This is a genomic window from Azospirillum sp. TSH20 (genome assembly GCF_003115935.1).
GTDB lineage: Bacteria > Pseudomonadota > Alphaproteobacteria > Azospirillales > Azospirillaceae > Azospirillum.
In genome coordinates, this window is sequence record NZ_LGQU01000057.1 from 54748 (window position 1) to 76389 (window position 21642).

Below are 21642 nucleotides of genomic sequence, written 5' to 3' on the forward strand. Positions count from 1 at the left end.
CTGAAGCGATCGCACTCCAAGCGTCGGACGGAGGACACGCCATGACGCGCGCCGTGATCGGAGTCGACGTGGGGACCGGCAGCGCCCGCGCCGGCATCTTCGACCTTGCCGGGCGCCGGCTGGCCGCCGCCTCCCGCCCCATCCGGATGTGGAAGCCCGATCCGGAGTGGGCGGAGCAGTCCTCCGACGACATCTGGGCCGCCGTCTGCGTCGCGGTGCAGGAGGCGTTGGCCGCATGCACCGAAAGGCCGGAGGTGGTCGGCATCGGCTTCGACGCCACCTGTTCGCTGGTGGTGCTGGACGCCGCCGGGCGGCCGGTGACGGTCGATCCGGATGGGGACGATTCCCGTAACGTCATCGTCTGGATGGACCATCGCGCCATCGACCAGACCGACCGCATCAACGCCGGCGGGCATGAGGTGCTGCGCTATGTCGGCGGGCGGCTGTCGCCGGAGATGCAGACGCCGAAGCTGCTGTGGCTGAAGGAAAACCTCCCGGCCAGCTGGAGCCGCGCCGCCCACTTCTTCGACCTGCCGGACTTCCTGACCTGGCGGGCGACCGGGGCGACGCGGCGGTCGCTGTGCTCTCTGGTGTGCAAGTGGACCTATCTGGGGCATGAGGGACGGTGGGACGACGGCTATCTCCGCGCCATCGGACTGGGCGATCTGGTGGATGAGGGCCATGCCCGCATCGGCACCGATGTCGGCGAGGTCGGCAGCGCCATCGCCGGTGGGCTGACGGCGGAGGCGGCGCGCGAGCTTGGGCTGACGCCGGGCATCGCGGTCGGCACCTCGCTGATCGACGCCCATGCCGGCGGGATCGGGGTGATCGGCGTGCCGCTGGAGGCGTCGGACAGCGTCGATTTCGACCGGCGGCTGGCGCTGATCGGCGGCACGTCGAGCTGCCATATGGTGATGAGTCCGGCAGCGCCGCGCTTCATCCCCGGCGTCTGGGGTCCCTATCATTCGGCCATGCTGCCGGGGCTTTGGCTGAACGAGGGCGGGCAGTCGGCGACCGGGGCGCTGATCGACCATGTCGTCCAGGGCCATCCCCGCCATGCCGAGCTTGCCCTTGAGGCCCAGCGGCGCGGCACCACGGTCTATCAACTGCTGAACGAGGAGTTGGCGGATCTTGCGGAGCGCAGCGGCGGACCGGTGGCGATGCTGACGCGTGACCTGCATGTGCTGCCCGACTTCCACGGTAACCGCTCGCCGCGGGCGGATGCGAGCCTGCGCGGCGCCATCAGCGGGCTTCGGCTGTCGGACGGGCTGGAGGATCTGGCGCTGCTCTATCTGGCGACGGTGCAGGCGGTGGCCTATGGCACCCGGCACATCGTGGCGGCGATGAACGAGCGGGGCTATGCCATCGACACCATCCTCGCCTGCGGCGGCGGCACCAAGAATCCGGTGTTCCTGGAGGCCCATGCCGATGCCACCGGCTGCACCCTGGTCCTGCCGGAGGAGCCGGAGGCGGTGCTGCTCGGCGCCGCCGTGCTGGGAGCGGTGGCGGCGGGCGCCTTCACGGACATCGCCGCCGGCATGGCCGGGATGAGCCGCGCCGGCCGCAGCATCAAGCCGGCCGAGGGGCGGATGCGGGCCTACCACGACGCCAAATACGCCGTGTTCCTGCGGATGCACGAGGACCTGATGGCTTACCGGGCCCTGATGGAGATGGGGTTGGAGGGTGCCCGGTAGACCTCACATCACGCACTCGCAGGCGCCTTCCCGTTCCATCACCGGGGCCGTCTGCTTTTCGCACAGATCGCCCGGCAGCTCCTCGCCCTGGAGCAGGGGGCAGCGTTCGAACAGTTCGGCCAGCCAGTCGACGAAGACCCGCACCTTCGGCGACAGGTGCCGGTTGTGCGGGTAGACGGCGGAGATCGGGATGCGGGGCGGCCGCCAGTCGCGCAGAATCTCACGCAGGGCGCCGCTGCGCAGATGCGGCAGCACCATGAAGCGGGCGGGCTGCAGGATGCCCTGCCCTTCCAGGCCGCAGGTGACATAGGCGTCGGCGTCGTTGACGGAGACGACGCCCTTCATGGCGACCTCCTCCACCGCGCCGTCGCGCTGGAAGCAGAACTCCATGTTCCGCCCGGTGCGGTTGCTGAAATAATTCACCGCGATGTGGCGCTCCAAATCCTCGATCGTCTTCGGCTCGCCATGCTCGGCGAGATAGGCCGGGGTGGCGCAGGTGATCTGCTGCATGGCGCCGATGCGCCGCGCCAGCAGGCTGGAATCCGCCAGCTCGCCGATGCGGACCACGCAATCCACCCCCTCCTGCACCAGATCGATGGGACGGTCGCCCAGACCCAGCATCAGCTCGATGTCCGGGTATTTGGCGTGGAATTCGTGGATCGAGGGGATGATGACCAGCCGGCCGATGGAACCCGGCATGTCCACCCGCAGCCGGCCGCGCGGCGTCTTGCGCGCGCTGGTGAAGGTGGATTCGATCTCGTCGATTTCCGACAGGATGCGGGTCGCCCCCTCCAGATAGGCGGCGCCGTCCAGCGTCAGGCTGAGCTTCCGGGTGGTGCGCTGGAGCAGGCGCACGCCCAGCGCCGCCTCCAGATTCTGGACCGTCGTCGTCACCGAGGCGCGCGGCAGCCCCAGCGTTTCCGCCGCCTTGGTGAAGCTGTTCGCTTCGACCACCCGGATGAAGACGCGCATCGCATGCAGCTTGTCCATACGGATCCCGTCCTTTCCAACCACGGCCAGCGCCGGGCGCGGCCCCCATCAAGCGCGGAGAGTGTCCGCCGAAGATAGGCGAATAGCAACCGGCAGAGTCCCCTCTCCCCCCCGGGGAGAGGGAGAAAGGCGTAGTTCAAGAGGCGGTGGGATGGAACAGCGTGGAACAGTTTCCGGCGGGTGTTCCATCTACCGGCGGCGGGAGAAAGCACCGGCACCGCGGCGGGGCACCGGGCCGGGGTTGAGGTTGGGATAGGGCTCGTACTGGTTGACGGTGAAGGGGAAGATGCCCTTCGGACCTTCGGATTCCGGACGGGCCAGGATGGCGGCGATCATCTCGGGATCGGGCGGCGTGCGCTCGCGCAGTTCGCCGGGGAGGTCGTCGTCCAGTTCGGGGACGGTGACGGCGGGCGGGTCTTCAGGTGTCGGGGCGGGCTTGAGAGCGGCTTTGCCGGCCGCGGCGTCCAGGCCGGCGAACAGGCCGAGCCGCTCGGCCAGCCAACGGACGGTGGAGGGGTCGCCGGCCGAAACCAGCCGTTCGATCTGCTCGGCGACCAGGGCGCGGAGGGAGGAGAGGCGGAGTTCGGCCTCGCGGTTCAGCGCCTGACGCTCCCACCAGACCCTGTGACGGAAATCCTTGGAACCGTAATAGGCGCGCCAGAGAGTCGTCCGGCTGCAGCCCATGGCGCGGGAGACCTGGAGAAAGCTGTTGCCGCGGGCCAGCATGCCGGCGGCCATGATCCACTGCTCCTCGTGGAACTGGGAACCGGGGACCAGGGAGCCTTCGGAGGGGACCGGCGGCTCTTCGGCCCAGCAGGGGAAACGCTCGGCGGCGAGGGTGCGGCTGTCGAGGGGCATGGTCTTTCTCCGCAGGTTGGTGGGGCTTTGCGGAGAGGCTATGGGACTTTAGTCCTGATGTGGCGGGTTTTTTGAAAAAACGGGACTTGCCGGTGATGGTCGTTACCGGCAAGGCCGGGAAGGCGCTCTCCCAGGGTTTCAGCGTCAGTGCAGAGTGGTGGCCGCCGGCTGGGACGCGGTGCGGGCGGTCTCGCGCGCACGGCCGATGCCGAGCAGCTGATAGAGGCCGATCGCCGCGATGGTCGCGGTGCCGATGCCGCCGATGGAGAAGCCGCCGGTGGAAATGGTGAAGTTGCCGGCGCCGAGAACCAGCGTCACGCCTACGGTGATGAGGTTGCGCGGATCGGAGAAATCGACGCGGTTGTCGACCCACAGCCGCACCATCGCCGCGGCGATCAGGCCGAAGACGACGGTCGCCAGCCCGCCCAGCACCGGCGCCGGGATCGTCCGCAGCAGGGCGCCGAACTTCGGCGAGAAGCCCAGCAGGATGGCGGCGATGGCGGCAACGACGAAGATCAGGGTGGAGAAGACGCGGGTGACCGCCATCACGCCCATGTTCTCGACATAGGTGGTGACGCCGGTGCCGCCGCCGCTGCCCGAGACGATGGTGGCGATGCCGTCGCCGATGAAGCCGCGGCCGATGAAGCGGTCGAGGTTGCGCCCGGTCATGGCGCCGATGGCCTTGATGTGGCCGAGATTCTCGGCGACCAGGATGAAGGCGATGGGGGCGACGAGCGCCATGGCGCCGGCGTCGAAGGTCGGTGTGCGGAAGGCCGGCATGCCGAACCACGGGGCGGTGGCCAACTCGGCGAAGCTGACCGGCGGCAGCAGACCGAAGCCGTTGGCGAGAACCACATAGAAGACATAGCCGGCGGCGATGCCGGCGAGGATCGAGAGCCGCCGGATGGCGAGCGGCGCATAGACCGCAATGACGGCGGTGGCGACCAGCGTGAACAGGGCGACGAGGGTGTGCGGACCGCTGCCCTCGATGCCCTTGACGGCGACCGGCGACAGGTTGAGGCCGATCGCCGCGCCGACGGCGCCGGTCACCGCCGGCGGCATCAGCCGCTCGATCCAGCCGGTGCTGGTGTAGCTGACCAGCAGGCCGATGAGGACATAGACCACGCCGGCCGCGATGATGCCGCCCAGCGCCGGCCCGATGTTCGGGTTGGGCCCCTGGCCGGTGTAGCCGGTGACCGCGATCACCACGGCGATGAAGGAGAAGGAGGACCCGAGATAGCTCGGCACCCGCCCGGCGGTGAGCACGAGGAACAGCAGCGTGCCGATACCGGAAAACAGCACCGCGAGGTTCGGATCGAACCCCATCAGCAGCGGCCCGAGGATGGTCGAGCCGGACATGGCGACAAGATGCTGGATGCCGAGCGTCAGCGTCGAGCCCCAGGGAAGGCGCTCGTCCGGCTGGACGACGGGGCCGGCCGCGAGCGGCCAACGCGGGAAGTAATCTGCCATGAAGGTTCTGTCCGAAGATGGGTGGAACGGCGCTGTTGCCGGGGGATGTACGTCGCCCGCTTTTTGGCGTTTGCGAGGGCGTTGCGCCACATTTTTGTGCGGAGGCGGTAGGAACGTCAGCAACAAGACCGGACGGGGGCATTCAAAGCCACTTTCATGCTTCAAATGCTGACGGCCATCGGATGCGCAACGCTGCGGATCGCTTCGCCAGAGGGCGCAACCGATCCGCAGCGTTGATCCGGATTACTGCCGATACTTAGGTGGGCAAATAGGCCGCGCGCTGCGATAGCGGCGACCATGGATGATATGGTTCACCGTTCCAACATTGAGGCCAACTTGGATTGCCGCCTCAGTCTGTGTCGTGCCCTCTACACCAACCAGCCACTTAACGTAACAAGCTTTCATGAAGTTGGCGCGACGCGGAGAGTGGAGTTCCATTTTTGTGCTCCTTGACGGAAGGTTCAGGAGCACTTGACCCTTGAAAAGAGCGAGTTCATGCGTTAGCGTAATTCCGCTTTCCCAAAAGCATGAACCGCGAGTCAAGTGCTCAGCTTGTGCGGTTAAGTCCTAAAGTGGCTCTCCCTGGTTTCGGAGGTAGGATTCCGAGACCGGGGAGTGTCCGCTCAGCCGCATATCGCTAGCTGGGCTTCTGACGCCGGACAAAGTTAGGGCGTTGTGGCCTTGCGGCCTCCTTCGTTGCCTAGGGGATTTCGCACCAGCGCTCTAAGGGCGCGGCGTAGCGACGTGTGTCGCGTCGAGTAGTGCATAGAGACAAATGAGCAAGTCCGTAGGTTGCTGTCAAGCGCCGCCGTTACCAGTAATATTGCTGCTGGTCTCCGCTGCGCCCCACAGGTTGACTGCGGGGACTTCAAGAAGCGCAAATGATAATTCTTCTCAAGCCGTAATACATTGATAAATAAAGACATTTATGACGAATTCGCGATTTCCCGCGATGCGTACAAGCATAGTTGCGCCTCAAAAGCGCCGCATTCGGCCCCCGTCACTGACAGTGACATGAAGATCGGTCAGGCACCCAAACAAGAACATGATGTTCATTTCGGCCTGCTTTTGGTGCGACTCGGAGATGGCAGAACGAGGCCATCAGAGCGGCAGTGCATACGCTCAGCGAATACAGAGCGGATGGTCAATATGAGTGAGTCAGTCGGCGTGGCCGCACGCAATGAAAGCATTATCGCTTTCGTGCACGAACGTCGTTCGCAATCCAGCAGCGATTATATCGGCCAATCGCAGGGCGGCTTCAAATGACTGAGCCTTCCCGAGAACGTCGATGCCACCATTGCCAGGGAGATCGCTAGCTTCGAAAACAAAGTACCCACTGAACCCAAGGTGCTCTGCTCCTGAGTCAACTATCGTCTGACGCGAAAGGGTGGCAATATGAACACTCCGCCCCTCACCGATCTTCGCGCTCATGAGGATATCGTCCATGGCCATCGCTTTTCCCCCGGTGCGGCAAGCGCCCAGGATTTCCACCAACGAACTTGCCCTCTTCATGGTGTCGTCTGACACGGCAAGGGTAAGTATCATTCGAAGGGCCAAGAACCCTCAAACTCCACCTATCATCCGATATCGCGACGCAAGGGCAGCAATCTGCCAATATTTAACAGATATTCGTCGCCCTGTGAATTGCCTTGTTACTGCTGAGAATATGCTTTCTCAACGGATGGATGATCCCTCTGAGAGTAGCATGAGGAAAGAAGATGCACGTCATTCTATTGAAGTACTGCACGCTATTCAGAGAATGTCCAATAGGCTATCCGCGTTTCAGTTCATTCTCGCCCCAAACAGCCAGCCAAAGCTGACAATACAAGGTGTCGAGATCTCTGTGCGCGCCGACATGCTGGTCCATGGATCGAGTCGGAGCCAGCAGCAGATAGGGGCAGCAATTCTGAGAATGACTCAGGACGACGCGGACACGGACTCTGCGAGAGCGCGGCGTCAGGAAATGGGCTACTGCGTCGCCGCATTGGCGCGGCTTCACATTGAGCAGAACATCCAATCAGAACGTGTCCCGTCCAATCGGCTTTGCATGTCGATAGACGTTCAGCATGGGGAGGTGTTCCAAGCCCCTAACAGCAACGTCCGTAGGGTGAATGACATTGAGGCCGCTTGCCGGTTTATAGCGGCAATGTGGGATCAGGTCTGACCCGATGCGGCGGCAGCGCCGCCTCGAAGGCGGTAACATTGTCATGGCTGTAACCGCAAGCCATGAAGAATTTGGCCTTCGGGCCTCCTTCGGGGTGATCGGGTACCAGCAGGTGATGGGTGAGCTTCTTGAGGTCCAGCGTCGCCTTGTCGGCGTCAGGCACGTGCATGTCGAATGGCGTCCGGCATAACGGTCGCGACGGTGTGGAAGGGCTTCGCGAACTCGACCTCGTAGGCGGCGCCACCCCGGTACACGCCGACGACGGTCCCCATCGACCCGGCAGGCAGCACGCCGTCCTCGGTCTCAACCGGCTTGGACAGCGCCACCCGTGTGAGTTCCTCGATCGGCTCGTGCGTTCCGCTGTCGGTCGAGCGACTGTGCGGAGTCCACATGAAGCGCCCCATGGGCTCGGACATCATAACCTCCCCTGCCAATCGTGGCCCTTGTGTGACTCCGGAACGTCGCCAAAGAGCTTGATGAGCCGGGCCTAGTCAACGTCCCCGCCGAAGGCTCATTCCACCGCTTCCAGATACGCTTTGTGCCCGTCGGTGGTGATCTGCACCCGGTTGTTCAGCCGGATGCGCAGGTCGTCCATGAGCACGATGGCGGACTGCCTAGGGGCCCCTTGGGCATGGCTCAATTCCCTTCCCGACCGCCGTCAGGCAACGGCTCTTTGACGGCATCTCCCGTCTCGGTATCAATGATCTGCACGTCGTTATAGATGCCTTGCTGGCGGAGTTCGTTGGCCTTCTTGAGCGCACCTTCGAGAGTGTCCCGCTTCAGGCCCATTACGCCAACTTGAGAACTCCCCGTGATGTGATAGCGCATTCCCGCATCCTCCCACGTTATGCTTTCCGTTGAGCATATAGGATCGTGCAGCCGGACGCGAACGCCCTTCGCGCCAGGACGGCACCGGCCCGAATAGCCCGTTCCCCGCAAATGACCACCGCCACCCCGCCGCGATTGTTCGTCCCGGCTGAATTCTGTTCCCAGCCGCAGCGGCTTTATCCCACCCGGGCGCTTGCACATTATTGCTCTTGCCGCATTGCAGGAGGGGCGCCAGGGCGCCGGATCGGGATGGAACGTTCACGCACGTCGCTGAGGGTGGAGGGCCGCGAGGTCCCGCTGTGCCTGTATCGGCCGGCGCTTCCCGGGCCGCTGCCGGGCGTGCTGTATTTCCATGGCGGCGGCTTCACCTCCGGGTCGGTCGAGGATGTCGAGGTGCCGGCGATGGCGCTGGCGGAGAGCATTCCGGCGCTGGTGGTGGCGGTCGGCTATGCGCTGGCTCCCGCCCATCCCTTTCCCGCCGCCATCGAGGATGCCCATGCCGCGGCCCTCTGGCTGGCGGAGCGGGCCGGGCCGCTGGGCGTCGCCGGGCATGATGCCGGCGGGCATGTCGCGGTGTCGCTCACCCTGCTCGCCCGCGACCGCGGCGGGCCGGAGATCGCGGCGCAGGCGCTGCTCGGGCCGATGCTCGACCCGAGTTTGACGCGCGTGGGGGACGGCGAAGGCAGCGTGACAGACTGCGCGCGCTGTTACCGCGCCTATCTGCCGGAGGCGGCGCTGCGGCTGCATCCCTATGCGGCGCCCCTGGAATCGCGCCGGCTCGGCCGGCTACCGCCGATCATGATCGCCACGGCGCAGAACGACGTGCTGCGGCCGGAGGCGGAAAGCTATGCCGCCCGGCTGATCGACGCCGGGGTGCCGACCGAGGTCACCCGCTTTGCCGGCGTCAGCCATGCCGGCCTCGCCCAACACGCGCCGGCGCTGGCCGCCGCCGCCGATTTCTTCCGGCGCCGCCTGACCGGCGCCCATCCCGACACTTCGAGCCACAGGTAAAACCCATGTCCCGCAAGACACTTTCCCTACTGATCGCGGCCGGCGTGTCCGTGGCGGCACTGACCGGCGCCGTCACTCTGCGCAGCCCGGCCGAGGCACAAACGGCCTCCGAAACTCCCGCCCCGCCGCCGGCCGAGGTGGATGTCGCCACCGTGCTGGCCCGGCCGGTGACGGACTGGCAGTCCTATTCCGGGCGGCTGGAGGCGGTGGACCGCGTCGATATCCGGCCGCAGGTGCCCGGCACCATCGTCGCCGTGCATTTCCGCAACGGCGCGCTGGTGAAGAAGGGCGACGTGCTGTTCACCATCGACCCCCGCCCCTATGAGGCGGAGGTGGCGCGGGCCGAGGCGCAGGTCGCGGCGGCGCAGGCGCGGGTGCGGCTGACCGCCGCCGACCTCGACCGCGCGCAGAAGCTGGTGCGCGACGACACCATCTCGCGCAGCACCATGGACCAGAAGGACAATGCCGCCCGCGAGGCGACCGCCAACCTGAAGGCGGCGCAGGCGGCGCTGGAGATCGCGCGGCTCAATCTCGGCTACACGCGGGTGACGGCGCCGGTGTCGGGCCGGGTGTCGCGGGCGGAACGGACGGTCGGCAATGTGGTGGCCGCCGGTGCCGCCGCGGAGCCGCTGACGACTCTGGTGTCGGAATCGCCGATCTACGCCTCCTTCGACGTCGATGAGCAGACCTATCTGCGCCACATCGCGCCGATGCGGGATTCCGGGACGATCCCGGTCCGGCTCGGCCTTGCCAACGAGGAGGATTACTCGCGCGACGGCATGGTGGAGTATGTGGACAACCGGCTGGACAGCGTGTCCGGCACCATCCGCGTGCGCGCCCGCTTCGACAATGCCGACGGCGTGCTGGTGCCGGGGCTGTATGCACGGGTGAAGGTGGGGGGCACCAAGCCCTATGACGCGCTGCTGGTCGATGACCGCGCCATCGGTACCGACCAGGACAAGAAATTCGTCCTGGTGGTGACGCAGGAGAACAAGGTGGAGTACCGGCCGGTGAAGCTCGGCGCGCTGCAGAACGGGCTGCGCGTGGTGACCGACGGGCTGGCGGCCGGCGAGCGCGTGGTCGTCAACGGCACCCAGCACGCCCGGCCGGGCATGGCGGTCACGCCGAAGATGGTCGCCATGGGGACTGAGAAGACCCAGACGGCGGCGCGGTAAGAAACAACAAGGGCATGCGCCTTATCAGCCCTCTCCCGCCCCGGGAGAGGGAGGGGACCCGCGCCGTCAGGCGTGGGGAGGGTGAGGGGTGATCCAAGGAACCGTGCGGTACGGGATTCTTGCACGCCCCCTCACCCTTCCCACCGCTTCGCGGCGGGCCCCTTCCCTCTCCCGGGGCGGGAGAGGGAACCGAAGCGCACGCCCTCGGAGACCCCAGATGAACATCTCGAAATTCTTCATCGACCGGCCGATCTTTGCCGGCGTGCTGTCGGTGGCGCTGTTCCTGGCGGGGGCCATCGCGGTGTTCCGCCTGCCGATTTCCGAATATCCGGAGGTGGTGCCGCCGTCCGTCGTGGTGCGCGCGCAGTTCCCCGGCGCCAACCCCAAGGTGATCGCCGAGACCGTCGCCTCCCCGCTGGAGGAGCAGATCAACGGCGTCGAAGGCATGCTCTATATGCAGTCGCAGGCGAACAGCGACGGCAACATGGCGCTGACCGTGACCTTCAAGCTGGGCACCGACGCGGACAAGGCGCAGCAACTGGTGCAGAACCGCGTGGCGCAGGCGATGCCGCGGCTGCCGGCCGACGTGCAGCGGCTCGGAGTCACCACGGTCAAGAGTTCGCCGACGCTGACCATGGTCGTGCATCTGCTGTCGCCCAACGACCGCTATGACATGACGTACCTGCGCAACTACGCGGTATTGAACGTCAAGGACCGGCTGACCCGCATCGCCGGTGTCGGCGAGGTGCAGGTGTGGGGCGCCGGCGACTATGCGATGCGGGTGTGGCTCGACCCCGGCAAGGTGGCGCAGCGCGGGCTGACCGCCACCGACGTGGTCAATGCCATCCGCGAGCAGAATGTCCAGGTGGCGGCCGGCGTGATCGGCGCCTCGCCCTCGCTGCCCGACGTGCCGATGCAGCTGTCGATCAATGCGCGCGGCCGGCTGAAAACCGCCGACGAGTTCGGCGACATCGTGCTGAAGACCGGCGAGGACGGCGGCGTCACCCGCCTGCGCGACGTGGCGCGGGTGGAGCTGGCGGCGGCGCAATATGGGCTGCGCTCTCTGCTCGACAACAAGCCGGCGGTGGCGCTCGGCATCACCCAGACGCCGGACGCCAACGCGCTCGCCATCTCCGACGAGGTGCGCAAGGTGATGGCGGAGCTGAAGGGCGACATGCCGGAGGGGGTGGATTATTCCATCGTCTACGACCCGACGCAGTTCGTCCGCTCCTCCATCGAGGCGGTGGTGCACACGCTGCTGGAGGCGGTGGCGCTGGTCGTGCTGGTGGTGATCATCTTCCTGCAGACCTGGCGGGCGTCGATCATTCCGCTGCTGGCGGTGCCGATCTCCATCGTCGGCACCTTCTCGCTGCTGCTGGCCTTCGGCTTCTCGATCAACGCGCTGTCGCTGTTCGGCATGGTGCTGGCCATCGGCATCGTCGTCGACGACGCCATCGTCGTGGTCGAGAATGTGGAGCGCAACATCGCGTCCGGCCTGTCGGCCCGCGACGCCACCATCCGCGCCATGCAGGAGGTCAGCGGGCCGATCATCGCGATTGCGCTGACGCTGGTCGCCGTCTTCGTGCCGCTGGCGGCGATGACCGGCCTGACCGGCGAGTTCTACAAGCAGTTCGCGATGACCATCGCGATCTCCACCGTGATTTCCGCCTTCAACTCGCTGACGCTGTCGCCGGCCCTGGCGGCGGTGCTGCTGCGCGGCCATGACGAGCCGCAGGACTGGCTGACCCGTGCGATGAACCGGGTGTTCGGCGGCTTCTTCCGGCTGTTCAACCGGGTGTTCCACCGGGCGTCGGAGGGCTATGGCCGCGGTGTCGGCGGGGTGGTGCGGCGCAAGGGCGTGATGCTGGCGGTCTATGCGCTGCTGATCGGCGCCACGGTGCTGCTCGGCCGCACGGTGCCGTCGGGCTTCGTGCCGATGCAGGACAAGGAGTATCTGATCAGCTTCGCCCAGCTTCCCAACGGCGCCTCGCTCGACCGGACGGAGGCGGTGATCCGCGAGATGACCGACATCGCGCTGAAGCGCCCCGGCGTGCAGAGCGCGGTGGCCTTTCCGGGGCTGTCGGTCAACGGCTTCACCAACAGCTCCAGCGCCGGCATCGTCTTCGTCACGCTGAAGCCCTTTGCCGAGCGCAAGGATCCGTCGCTGTCGGCCGGGGCCATCGCCATGGATTTGCAGAAGCGCTATGCCGGGCTGAAGGAGGCCTTCGTCGCCATCTTCCCGCCGCCGCCGGTGATGGGGCTGGGGCAGCTGGGCGGCTTCAAGATGCAGTTGGAGGACCGCGGGAACCTGGGCTATGAGGCGCTGAGCGGCGCGGTGAACGCCTTCGTCAAGCGGGCGGCGCAGACGCCGGAACTGGGGCCGACCTTCTCCGCCTACCAGATCAACGTGCCGCAGCTGGACGTCGATCTCGACCGGGTGAAGGCCAAGCAGCTGGGCGTCAATGTCGCCGAGGTGTTCGACACCATGCAGATCTATCTGGGGTCGCTGTACGTCAACGACTTCAACGCCTTCGGCCGCGTCTATCAGGTGCGGGTGCAGGCCGACGCGCCGTTCCGCGATACCGCCGACGACATCGGGCTGCTGAAGACCCGCAACGCGGCGGGGACCATGGTGCCGCTGTCGTCGCTGGTGACCGTGCAGCCGGGATACGGGCCGGAGATGGTGGTGCGCTACAACGGCTTCACCGCCGCCGACGTCAATGGCGGGCCGGCGCCCGGCTTCTCCTCGGGACAGGCGGAAGCGGCGGCGGAGCGCATCGCGGCGGAGGTTCTGCCGCGCGGCGTGAAGCTGGAATGGACCGACCTGACCTATCAGAAGATCCTGGTCGGCAATGCCGGGCTGTGGGTCTTCCCGATCAGTGTGCTGCTGGTCTTCCTGGTGCTGGCGGCGCAATATGAGAGCCTGACGCTGCCGCTCGCCATCCTGCTGATCGTGCCGATGAGCGTGCTGTCGGCGCTGTTCGGGGTGTGGCTGACGGGGGGCGACAACAACATCTTCACGCAGATCGGCTTCATGGTGCTGGTCGGGCTGTCGGCGAAGAACGCCATCCTAATCGTCGAGTTCGCCCGCGAGCTGGAGCATGAGGGGCGCAGCGTGGTGCAGGCGGCCATCGAGGCGAGCCGGCTGCGGTTGCGGCCGATCCTGATGACCTCCATCGCCTTCATCATGGGCGTGGTGCCGCTGGTCACCTCCACTGGCGCGGGGGCCGAGATGCGGCATGCGATGGGTGTCGCGGTGTTCGCCGGCATGATCGGCGTGACGCTGTTCGGTCTGGTGCTGACCCCGGTGTTCTACGTGCTGCTGCGCAAGCTGGCCGGGGCGGAGCGTCGGGCGGAAGCGCCGGCGCATGGCGAGGAGCCGCCGGCGGAGTGGAAGATGGGCTGATAGCTCCCTCTCCCCCGCTCACGCGCAAACTTCGTTTGCGCTGACGCGACAGGCGGATCGAAGATCCGCCGAAAGCGGGGAGAGGGTCGGGGTGAGGGGGATGCATTGCGGAGCGCCGGTGACAATGCCGGCGCTCCGTTTTCTTTGAAAATCCTCGCTGTGCATCCCCCTCACCCTAACCCTCTCCCCGGGGGGAGAGGGAATTATCCCCGGGGCGGGAAAGTGCGTTAATTCCGTCCTCTATTCATCCGGCAGCATGTTTTTCGGCAGGTTTTCGCGGAAGATCACTTCCGCTCTCGGGCTTTCCACCCCCTGCATGGCGGGACGGCCGGCGCGCAGGTTGGTGAAGATGCCGACGCAGGCCGACAGGGTGTTGCGCGGATCCTGGGTGATCACCGCGTCCAGCGCCCCGTCGATCAGCAGGCCGCGCGTCTCGGTGGTCAGGCCGTGGCCGATGAAGACCATTTCGCGCTCCCGCCGAGTTTCCTTCAGCGCGCGGGCCACCCCCTCCGCCCCGCCGCCGATGTTGTAGACGCCGGCAAGGTCGGGGTGCAGGCCCAGCAGCATGCGGGTCTGGCGGTAGCTTTTCCCCTCGTCGTCATGGCCTTCGCGCAGGCCCACCACCTCGATGTCGGGGGCGGTTTCCTTCAGGACGTGGAGGAAGCCCATCTCGCGGTCCTCATGCGCGCGGTAGCTGAGGCTGCCGGCGATCATCGCCACCTTGGCCGGGCGATGCTTCAGGAAGCGCGCGATCAGGTAGCCGGCGGTGCGGCCGGCCGCGCGGTTGTCCAGCCCGACATAGCCGGCGCGCCGGCAGTTCAAAATGTCGGAGATCAGCGTCACGCTCGGCACGTTGCGCTCGGCCAGCGCGTCCACCGCCTCGCGCACCGCCGGATGCTCCAGCGCCATGAAGGCGACGCCGTCGGCGCGGCGGCCGTGCTGGAACAGGCTGCGCGCCAGCAGTTCCGGGTTGAAGCTCTTGATGAACTCCACCTGCGCCTTGACGCCATGCGGGGCGAGGGTGGCGTCGGCGCGCCGGATCATCTCCCCCAGACCGGTGAGGAAGCGGTTGTTGCCGGCGGGCAGCAGGAAGGACAGCCGCATCGGCTTCTGCCCTGCCGCGGCATAAAGCTCGGAGTCCGGCAGATAGTCGAGTTCCGCCGCCGCCTTCAGCACGCGCTGCACGGTGGCGGCGCGCACCCCCGGCCGGTGGTTCAGCACGCGGTCGACCGTGGCGGTGGACACGCCCGCGGCCTGCGCGATGTCGGCCACCCGCGGCAGGCCGCGCGCACCCGTGCCGGTTTCCGGATCGTCCTTCAGTGAAACCATCAAAAACCATCAATTTCGGCGTTTGACACTTGTCGGTGCTGGACATACCGTCCATCCAACAATCATCAATTGACATCAGATCACATCAGAAACGCAAGGCCGGAAACAGCAACGTCGGCCGGTAATCCATGGGAGGTTTGAAATGACCAGTCTGACCCGCCGCACGATGCTGAAGGCCATCGCCACCGCGCCGGCGATCGGGGCCGCCGGTGCCGTCATCGGCATGCCGCACATCGCCCGCGCCGCCGAGTTTGAGCTGAAATACGGCAACAACCTGCCGCTGAGCCATCCGCTGAACATCCGCGCCCAGCAGGCGGCGGATCGCATCGCCAAGGAGACGAACGGCAAGGTCGAGGTCAAGATCTTCCCGAACAACCAGTTGGGCGGCGACACCGACATGCTGTCCCAGGTGCGCAGCGGCGGCCTGACCTTCTTCACGCCGTCGGCCCTGGTGATCGCCACGCTGGTTCCGGTCGCCGCGATCAACGCGGTCGGCTTCGCCTTCTCCGACTATGATCAGGTGTGGAAGGCGATGGACGGCAAGCTGGGCGCCCATGTCCGCAACGCCATCTCCAAGGTCGGGCTCCATGCCTTCGACAAGATGTGGGACAACGGCTTCCGCCAGATGACCAGCGGCGACAAGCCGATCAATTCCGCCGCCGACATGGACGGCTTGAAGATCCGCGTGCCGGTCAGCCCGCTCAGCATCGCCATGTTCAAGGGCCTGGGCGCCTCGCCGACCAGCCTGCAGTTCAGCGAGGTCTATTCGTCGCTGCAGACCCGGATCGTCGATGCGCAGGAAAACCCGCTGCCGATCATCCAGGTCGCCAAGCTGTTCGAGGTGCAGAAATACTGCTCGCTGTCGAACCACATCTGGGACGGCTTCTGGTTCATCGCCAACGGCCGCGCCTGGAAGGGCCTGCCGCCGGACATGCAGACCATCGTCGCCAACGCGATCAACGACGCCGGCATGGCGCAGCGCGGCGACATCAAGGCGCTGAACCAGTCGGTCCGCGCCGACCTGGAATCGAAGGGGCTGGCCTTCAACCAGCCGGCACCCGACAGCTTCCGCGCCAAGCTGCGCGACAGCGGCTTCTACGGCGAATGGAAGGGCCGCTTCGGCGACGAGGCCTGGGGCCTGCTGGAGGAGGCGGTCGGCAAGCTCGCCTGACCGTCGACCCTTTCAAATCAGAGACCGTGAGTTTCCAGAGCCTCTTATCGGCCGTCATCCCCGCGGAGACGGGGATCCAGTGTTTCCCGAGCAGAACCAATGGGTACGCCTGGATCCCCGCCTTCGCGGGGATGACGCCGAAAGAGGTGCCGGCATCCCGTAAGTTGGCGCCTTCGCGCCTTCGCGGGAATGACGGCCGGGAGAGGCAAAACTCACAAACGCTCAGGGCCTCTTCGATGAAGGAACCCCCCGCCATGTCCCACATGTCCGAACCGGTCCACGGCTACGTGGACGCTCCCGGCGGCGTTGCCGCCGGCGGCGGCGCTTCGCTGCTGCGCCGGATCGACCGCGGCCTGTCCGTCGGGGTCGAGACCGTGGCGGGCCTTCTGGTGCTGGTCGAGATTGTCGTCCTGCTGGCCGGCGTCACCGCCCGCTACCTGTTCCACACCCCGCTGGTGTGGTCGGACGAGCTGGCCTCGATCCTGTTCCTGTGGCTGTCGATGCTGGGTGCGGTGGTGGCGCTGCGCCGGGGCGAGCATATGCGGATGACCGGGCTGGTCAGCCGCGTCGGCCCGCAGGTGCGCAGCCTGCTGGAATGCATCGCCATCACCGCCCCCATCGCCTTCCTGGCGCTGATTCTCTATCACGCCGTCGATTACGCGATGGAGGAGCAGTTCATCACCACCCCGGCGATGGAGGTTTCCAACGCGTGGCGGGCGGCGGCGCTGCCGGTCGGGCTGGGGCTGATGCTGGTCGCGGCGCTGTTCCGGCTGCTGCGCGTCGCCCGGCCGCTGACCGTGCTGGCGGCGGTTCTGGTGACGGGGGCCATCGTCGCCGGCTTATGGGTCGCCGGGCCGGTGCTGAAGCCGCTGGGGCAACTGAACCTGCTGATCTTCTTCGTCGGGCTGGTGGCGGCCAACGTCTTCGCCGGGGTGCCGATCGCCTTTTCCTTCGCGCTCGCCACCTTCGCCTATCTGGCGCTGACCACCTCCACGCCGTTGCTGGTGATGGTCGGCCGGCTGGATGAGGGGATGAGCCATCTGATCCTGTTGGCGGTGCCGCTGTTCGTCTTCCTCGGCCTGCTGATCGAGATGACCGGCATGGCCCGCGCGATGATCCAGTTCCTCGCCAGCCTGCTGGGGCATGTGCGCGGCGGCCTGTCCTATGTGCTGATCGGCGCGATGTATCTGGTGTCGGGCATCTCGGGCTCGAAGATCGCCGACATGGCGGCCATCGCGCCGGTGCTGTTCCCGGAGATGAAGAAGCGCGGGGCGCCTGCCGGCGATCTGGTGGCGCTGCTGTCGGCGACCGGCGCGCAGACCGAGACCATCCCGCCCAGCATCGTGCTGATCACCATCGGCTCGGTCACCGGCGTGTCGATCGCGGCGCTGTTCACCGGCGGCATGCTGCCGGGCGTGGTTCTGGGCGCCTGCCTGTGCTTCGTCGTCTGGCGGCGCTACCGCCGTGAGGATCTGAGCCATGTCGAGCGCACCCCCGGCCGTGAGATCGCACGGCTCGCCATGGTGGCGCTGCCCGCCATCCTGCTGCCCTTCGTCATCCGCGCCGCTGTGGTCGAGGGCATCGCGACGGCGACCGAGGTGTCGACCATCGGCATCGCCTATTCCACCATCGTCGGGCTGCTGATCTACCGCCAGTTCGACTGGCGCCGGCTGAAGCCGATGCTGATCGAGACGGCGTCGCTGACCGGGGCCATCATCTTCATCGTCGGCTGCGCCACCTCAATGGCCTGGGGCCTGACGCAATCCGGCTTCTCGTCCGATCTGGCGCGCTTCATGGCCGGCATTCCCGGCGGTGCCTACGGCTTCCTCGCCATCTCCATCGTCGCCTTCATCATCCTGGGCAGCGTGTTGGAGGGCATCCCCGCCATCGTGCTGTTCGGACCGCTGCTGTTCCCCATCGCCCGCGCCGCGGGGGTGCATGAGGTGCACTATGCGATGGTCGTCATCTTCGCCATGGGCATCGGCCTGTTCGCCCCGCCCTTCGGCGTCGGCTATTACGGCGCCTGCGCCATCAGCAAGGTCAACCCCGACGACGGCCTGAAGCACATCTGGGGCTATGTCGGCGCGCTGCTGGTCGGGCTGGTGATCGTCGCCGCCATTCCCTGGATTTCGACCGGGTTCCTGGCTCGTTAAAGCCGCCGGTCTTCCCCGAATCCCCTCTTATCCGGAGTTCCTTCAATGAGCCGATTCTTCGGCCAGATCCGTCAGGCTGGCTACGTCGTGCGCGACATCGAGGCCGCCATGGACTATTGGAGCCGCACGCTCGGCATCGGTCCCTGGTTCTACAACGAGCGGGTTCCGATCCGGAACTACACCTACCGCGGCGAATCCTACGAGGTTCACAATTCGGTGGCGCTGGCCAACTCCGGCCCGCTGCAGATGGAGCTGATCCAGACCCGCAACGACGCGCCGTCGATGTATCGCGACTTTCTGCAGGCGGGGAACACCGGGCTGCAGCATGTCGCCTACTGGACCGAGGATTACGACGCCGACCTGGAACGTCTGCTGGGCCAGGGCTTCAAGCCGGTGATGAGCGGCGAGGTCGGCGAGAAGGGGCGGTTCATCTATTTCGACACCGAGTACCATCCCGGCACGGTGATCGAGCTGTCGGAGGTCGCGGGGCCGAAGGGCAAGATGTTCGACCTGATCCGCGAGGCGTCGATGGGGTGGGACGGCAGCGATCCGGTGCGGCCGTTTCCGGATTTGAGCAAGTTGTGAGGGGCGATTTTTGAGGGGAAGTTAGACCCCCACCTAACCTCCCCCGCTGGGCGGGGGAGGGACTGCCGCAGCTCTCCCGTCTAAGCACTTGCTCCCTCCCCCGCCCAGCTCTCGCACAAAGCTATGCTTTGTGCTGACGCGGCAGGCGGACCGTAGGTCCGCTGAGAGCGGGGGAGGGTTGGGGTGGGGGCAACCCCCACCAGCACTTCCCGCCATCGCAAGGCCACGCCCATGCACGCCGACCGCATCGAAGCCACATACCTGATCGAAACCCCCCTCGCCCCGGCCAAGGTGGCCGAAGTGATGGCGGGGGAGCAGTCCTGCGGCACCTTCACCCGCGTCCATGGCGAGACCGACGACCTGCGCGCCCGTGCCCGCGCCATCGTCGAATCCGTTGAGAAGCTGGATGTCGCCGACGCCCCTGCCCTGCCCAACACCTGGCTGGAACGCCAGCGCAATCCCGGCCCATGGCAGCGGGCGCGCGTCACCATCTCCTTCCCCACCGCCAACATCGGCGCCAATCTGCCGACGCTGGCGGCGACGGTCGCCGGCAACCTCTATGACCTGGGCGAGGTGACGGGGCTGCGGCTGGAAAGCTTGCGGATCCCGCAGGCCTACCGCGCGCAGTTCGACCTGCCGCGCCACGGCGTCGCCGGCACCCGGCGGCTGACCGGGGTGGCGGACGGGCCGCTGGTCGGCTCCATCATCAAGCCGAATGTCGGGCTGTCGGCGGAGGAGACCGGCGAGTTGGCCGGCACGCTGTGCGCCGCCGGGCTGGACTTCATCAAGGACGACGAGATCTGCGCCGACCCGGCCCATGCGCCGCTGGCCCAGCGCATCCCCGCCGTGATGGAGCGAGTGCGCCGGCATCAGGACCGCACCGGCAAGCATGTGATGGTCGCCTTCAACATCACCGACGAGACCGACGCCATGCGCCGCCACGCCGATCTGGTGGAGCGCGAGGGCGGGTCCTGCATCATGGTCAGCCTGAACTGGTGCGGCTATTCGGCGGTGCAGACGCTGCGCCGGCACAGCGGGCTGGTGCTGCACGGCCACCGCAACGGCTTCGGCGCCCTGTCGCGCCATCCGCTGCTGGGCATCGGTTTCGACGCTTATCAGGCGCTGTGGCGGCTGGCGGGGGTGGACCACATGCATGTCCACGGGCTGAACGGCAAGTTCGCCCAGCCGGACGAGGAGGTGATCGACGGGGCGCGGGCCTGTCTGGCGCCGCTGGCGGCGGATGCGGCGGACGGCGCCGACGCCGTGATGCCGGCCTTCTCGTCGGGTCAGTGGGCCGGGACGGTGCCGGTCACCTGGGAGGCGGTGGGGACTGCCGACCTGATGTTCATGTCCGGCGGCGGCATCATGGCCCATCCCGACGGGCCGGCGGCCGGCGTGCTGAGCATCCGGCAGGCCTGGGACGCCGTGCGGGCCGGGCGGACGCTCGACGATGCGGCAAGGGAGCTGCCGGAGCTGCGGCGGTCGCTCGACTTCTTCGGGAAGAAGGGCTGAGCGCGATGGCGGCGGGACCGAAGCTCGGCTGGTACGGCGACGACTTCACCGGGGCGACCGACACGCTGGCCGCCCTGGCGAAGGCCGGGCAGCGGGCGCTGCTGTTCCTCGACGTGCCGTGCGTCGCACGGTTGGGGGAAGCCGGGCCGCTCGACGCCGTCGGCATCGCCGGGGCGGCGCGCAGCATGACGCCGGACGCGATGCGGGCGGAACTGGAGCCGGTCGGCCGTTTCTTCGCGGCGTTGGGCGTGCCGGTGATGCATTACAAATGCTGTTCCACCTTCGACAGCGCGCCCGGTGTCGGCAGCATCGGCGAGGCGGTGCGGACACTGGCGCCGCATTTCCCGAACCGCTTCCGGCCGGTGGTGGGCGGGCAGCCGAACATCGGGCGATACTGCCTGTTCAGCACCCTGTTCGCCGCGGCGGGCACCGGCGGGACCGTTCATCGAATCGACCGCCACCCGACGATGAGCGTCCATCCCGTCACGCCGATGGCGGAGGCGGACTTGCGCCGTCACCTCGCGGCGCAAGGGCTGGAGGGGGTGGCGGCGCTGCATTTCCCGGATTACGGGATGGACGGCGACGCGCTGGACGGGCGGCTGGCGGAGGGAGCGCCGGCGGTGCTGCTGGACGTGTCGCGCGGTGAGGATCTTGCCGTCATCGGGCGGCTGATCTGGGAGCGGGCCGAGGGCGAGCCGCTGCTGGCGGTCGGGCCGAGCAGCGTGGCGCAGGCGCTGGTCGCGCATTGGGCGGTTGGCTCTGGTACTCGGACTGAAGAGGTGCCGCTCGGTGCGGCGGACTTGCCGGTGTTTTTGATGGCGGGCAGCCTGTCTCCGGTGACGCGGCGGCAGGTGGAGGCGGCGGGGTCCTACACGCGCATCCAGGCCGATGCGGCGGCGCTGTGTGCGGATGCCGGCTATGCGGAGGCGTTGTTGGGGGAGGTGGCGGCGTCATTGCGCGCCGGGCGCCATACGCTGGTCTGGACCGCGCCGGCGGAAGCCAGAACGGCGGACACCGCGCAGGCCGGGCGGGTCGCGGCGGCGACGGCGGAGTTCGTCGCGGCGGTGCTGCGGAGCGTGCGGTTGCGCCGGGTCGGGATTGCCGGCGGGGATACGTCCAGCCTCGCGGTGCGGGCGCTGGGGTGCTGGGGGTTGTCCTATGGCTGCACGCTGGCGCCGGGCGTCACCGTCAGCCGCACCCATGCCGACGATCCGGCGGTCGATGGGCTGGAGCTGATGCTGAAGGGCGGGCAGATGGGCGGCGAGGATCTGTTCGAACGGTTGCTGGGGTAAGGCC

Annotated in this window: 18 protein-coding genes; 11 read left to right on the plus strand and 7 right to left on the minus strand. The window is 67.1% G+C overall.

All coding sequences use genetic code 11. From position 1 onward, the window contains the following. Nucleotides 1-41 precede the first annotated feature (41 nt). A complete protein-coding gene (locus tag TSH20_RS16785) occupies nucleotides 42-1694 on the plus strand; it encodes an FGGY-family carbohydrate kinase (RefSeq protein ID WP_109075801.1) in 1653 nt (550 codons plus the stop codon). A gap of 3 nt (nucleotides 1695-1697) precedes the next feature. Here the strand turns inward: TSH20_RS16785 and TSH20_RS16790 are convergent, their stop codons facing one another. The 3 genes from TSH20_RS16790 to TSH20_RS16800 form a co-directional block, all read right to left on the minus strand. Continuing rightward, entirely contained in the window at nucleotides 1698-2684 is a 987-nt protein-coding gene (locus TSH20_RS16790) for a LysR family transcriptional regulator (protein WP_109075802.1), read from the minus strand. A gap of 189 nt (nucleotides 2685-2873) precedes the next feature. Further along, the gene (locus TSH20_RS16795) at nucleotides 2874-3542 is read right to left on the minus strand and encodes a hypothetical protein (RefSeq protein ID WP_109075803.1); all 669 of its coding nucleotides are present in this window, start codon (nucleotides 3540-3542) and stop codon (nucleotides 2874-2876) included. Nucleotides 3543-3686: 144 nt separating this feature from the next. Continuing rightward, nucleotides 3687-5012, minus strand: a complete 1326-nt coding sequence (locus TSH20_RS16800; RefSeq protein ID WP_109075804.1) for a solute carrier family 23 protein — start codon at nucleotides 5010-5012, stop codon at nucleotides 3687-3689. 1014 nt (nucleotides 5013-6026) lie between these two features. On the opposite strand from TSH20_RS16800, the gene TSH20_RS34980 reads away from it, so the two are divergent. Both TSH20_RS34980 and TSH20_RS36280 read left to right on the plus strand, forming a co-directional pair. Further along, complete coding sequence (locus tag TSH20_RS34980; protein ID WP_158282006.1) at nucleotides 6027-6278, plus strand: hypothetical protein; 252 nt, start codon at nucleotides 6027-6029, stop codon at nucleotides 6276-6278. 178 nt (nucleotides 6279-6456) lie between these two features. Then, on the plus strand, nucleotides 6457-7176 hold the full coding sequence (locus tag TSH20_RS36280; protein WP_348770440.1) for a hypothetical protein: 720 nt from the start codon (nucleotides 6457-6459) through the stop codon (nucleotides 7174-7176). Here TSH20_RS36280 and TSH20_RS34660 read toward each other — a convergent pair. The 3 genes from TSH20_RS34660 to TSH20_RS16825 all read right to left on the minus strand — a co-directional run bounded on the left by TSH20_RS34660 (nucleotide 7148) and on the right by TSH20_RS16825 (nucleotide 8004). After that, a complete protein-coding gene (locus tag TSH20_RS34660) occupies nucleotides 7148-7345 on the minus strand; it encodes a DUF6883 domain-containing protein (RefSeq protein ID WP_136702049.1) in 198 nt (65 codons plus the stop codon). The genes TSH20_RS36280 and TSH20_RS34660 overlap by 29 nt on opposite strands. Further along, nucleotides 7332-7568 (minus strand): DUF4926 domain-containing protein, encoded by a 237-nt coding sequence (locus TSH20_RS16815; RefSeq protein WP_109075850.1) that lies wholly within the window; start codon nucleotides 7566-7568, stop codon nucleotides 7332-7334. The genes TSH20_RS34660 and TSH20_RS16815 overlap by 14 nt, the downstream gene beginning before the upstream one ends. Before the next feature lie 244 nt (nucleotides 7569-7812). After that, nucleotides 7813-8004, minus strand: coding sequence for a hypothetical protein (locus TSH20_RS16825; protein WP_109075805.1), 192 nt, complete (start codon nucleotides 8002-8004; stop codon nucleotides 7813-7815). 249 nt (nucleotides 8005-8253) lie between these two features. On the opposite strand from TSH20_RS16825, the gene TSH20_RS16830 reads away from it, so the two are divergent. The 3 genes from TSH20_RS16830 to TSH20_RS16840 all read left to right on the plus strand — a co-directional run bounded on the left by TSH20_RS16830 (nucleotide 8254) and on the right by TSH20_RS16840 (nucleotide 13596). Further along, nucleotides 8254-9015: an alpha/beta hydrolase gene (locus TSH20_RS16830; protein WP_109075806.1), complete on the plus strand. Its 762-nt coding sequence runs from the start codon at nucleotides 8254-8256 to the stop codon at nucleotides 9013-9015. A 5-nt stretch (nucleotides 9016-9020) separates the two neighbouring features. Next, nucleotides 9021-10190, plus strand: a complete 1170-nt coding sequence (locus TSH20_RS16835) for an efflux RND transporter periplasmic adaptor subunit (protein ID WP_109075807.1) — start codon at nucleotides 9021-9023, stop codon at nucleotides 10188-10190. Between the two features lie 217 nt (nucleotides 10191-10407). Beyond that, on the plus strand, nucleotides 10408-13596 hold the full coding sequence (locus TSH20_RS16840; RefSeq protein WP_109075808.1) for an efflux RND transporter permease subunit: 3189 nt from the start codon (nucleotides 10408-10410) through the stop codon (nucleotides 13594-13596). A gap of 240 nt (nucleotides 13597-13836) precedes the next feature. Here TSH20_RS16840 and TSH20_RS16850 read toward each other — a convergent pair whose 3' ends face one another. Further along, the gene (locus tag TSH20_RS16850) at nucleotides 13837-14925 is read right to left on the minus strand and encodes a LacI family DNA-binding transcriptional regulator (protein WP_109075809.1); all 1089 of its coding nucleotides are present in this window, start codon (nucleotides 14923-14925) and stop codon (nucleotides 13837-13839) included. A gap of 142 nt (nucleotides 14926-15067) precedes the next feature. Between TSH20_RS16850 and TSH20_RS16855 the strand changes: the two genes are divergently transcribed. The 5 genes from TSH20_RS16855 to TSH20_RS16875 all read left to right on the plus strand — a co-directional run bounded on the left by TSH20_RS16855 (nucleotide 15068) and on the right by TSH20_RS16875 (nucleotide 21638). After that, entirely contained in the window at nucleotides 15068-16096 is a 1029-nt protein-coding gene (locus tag TSH20_RS16855; protein WP_109075810.1) for a TRAP transporter substrate-binding protein, read from the plus strand. A gap of 254 nt (nucleotides 16097-16350) precedes the next feature. Further along, nucleotides 16351-18249 (plus strand): TRAP transporter large permease subunit, encoded by a 1899-nt coding sequence (locus tag TSH20_RS16860; protein WP_247871349.1) that lies wholly within the window; start codon nucleotides 16351-16353, stop codon nucleotides 18247-18249. 45 nt (nucleotides 18250-18294) lie between these two features. After that, complete coding sequence (locus TSH20_RS16865; RefSeq protein ID WP_109075811.1) at nucleotides 18295-18834, plus strand: VOC family protein; 540 nt, start codon at nucleotides 18295-18297, stop codon at nucleotides 18832-18834. A gap of 231 nt (nucleotides 18835-19065) precedes the next feature. After that, on the plus strand, nucleotides 19066-20346 hold the full coding sequence (locus TSH20_RS16870; RefSeq protein WP_109075812.1) for a ribulose-bisphosphate carboxylase large subunit family protein: 1281 nt from the start codon (nucleotides 19066-19068) through the stop codon (nucleotides 20344-20346). 5 nt (nucleotides 20347-20351) lie between these two features. After that, nucleotides 20352-21638 (plus strand): four-carbon acid sugar kinase family protein, encoded by a 1287-nt coding sequence (locus TSH20_RS16875; RefSeq protein WP_109075813.1) that lies wholly within the window; start codon nucleotides 20352-20354, stop codon nucleotides 21636-21638. Nucleotides 21639-21642 lie beyond the last annotated feature (4 nt).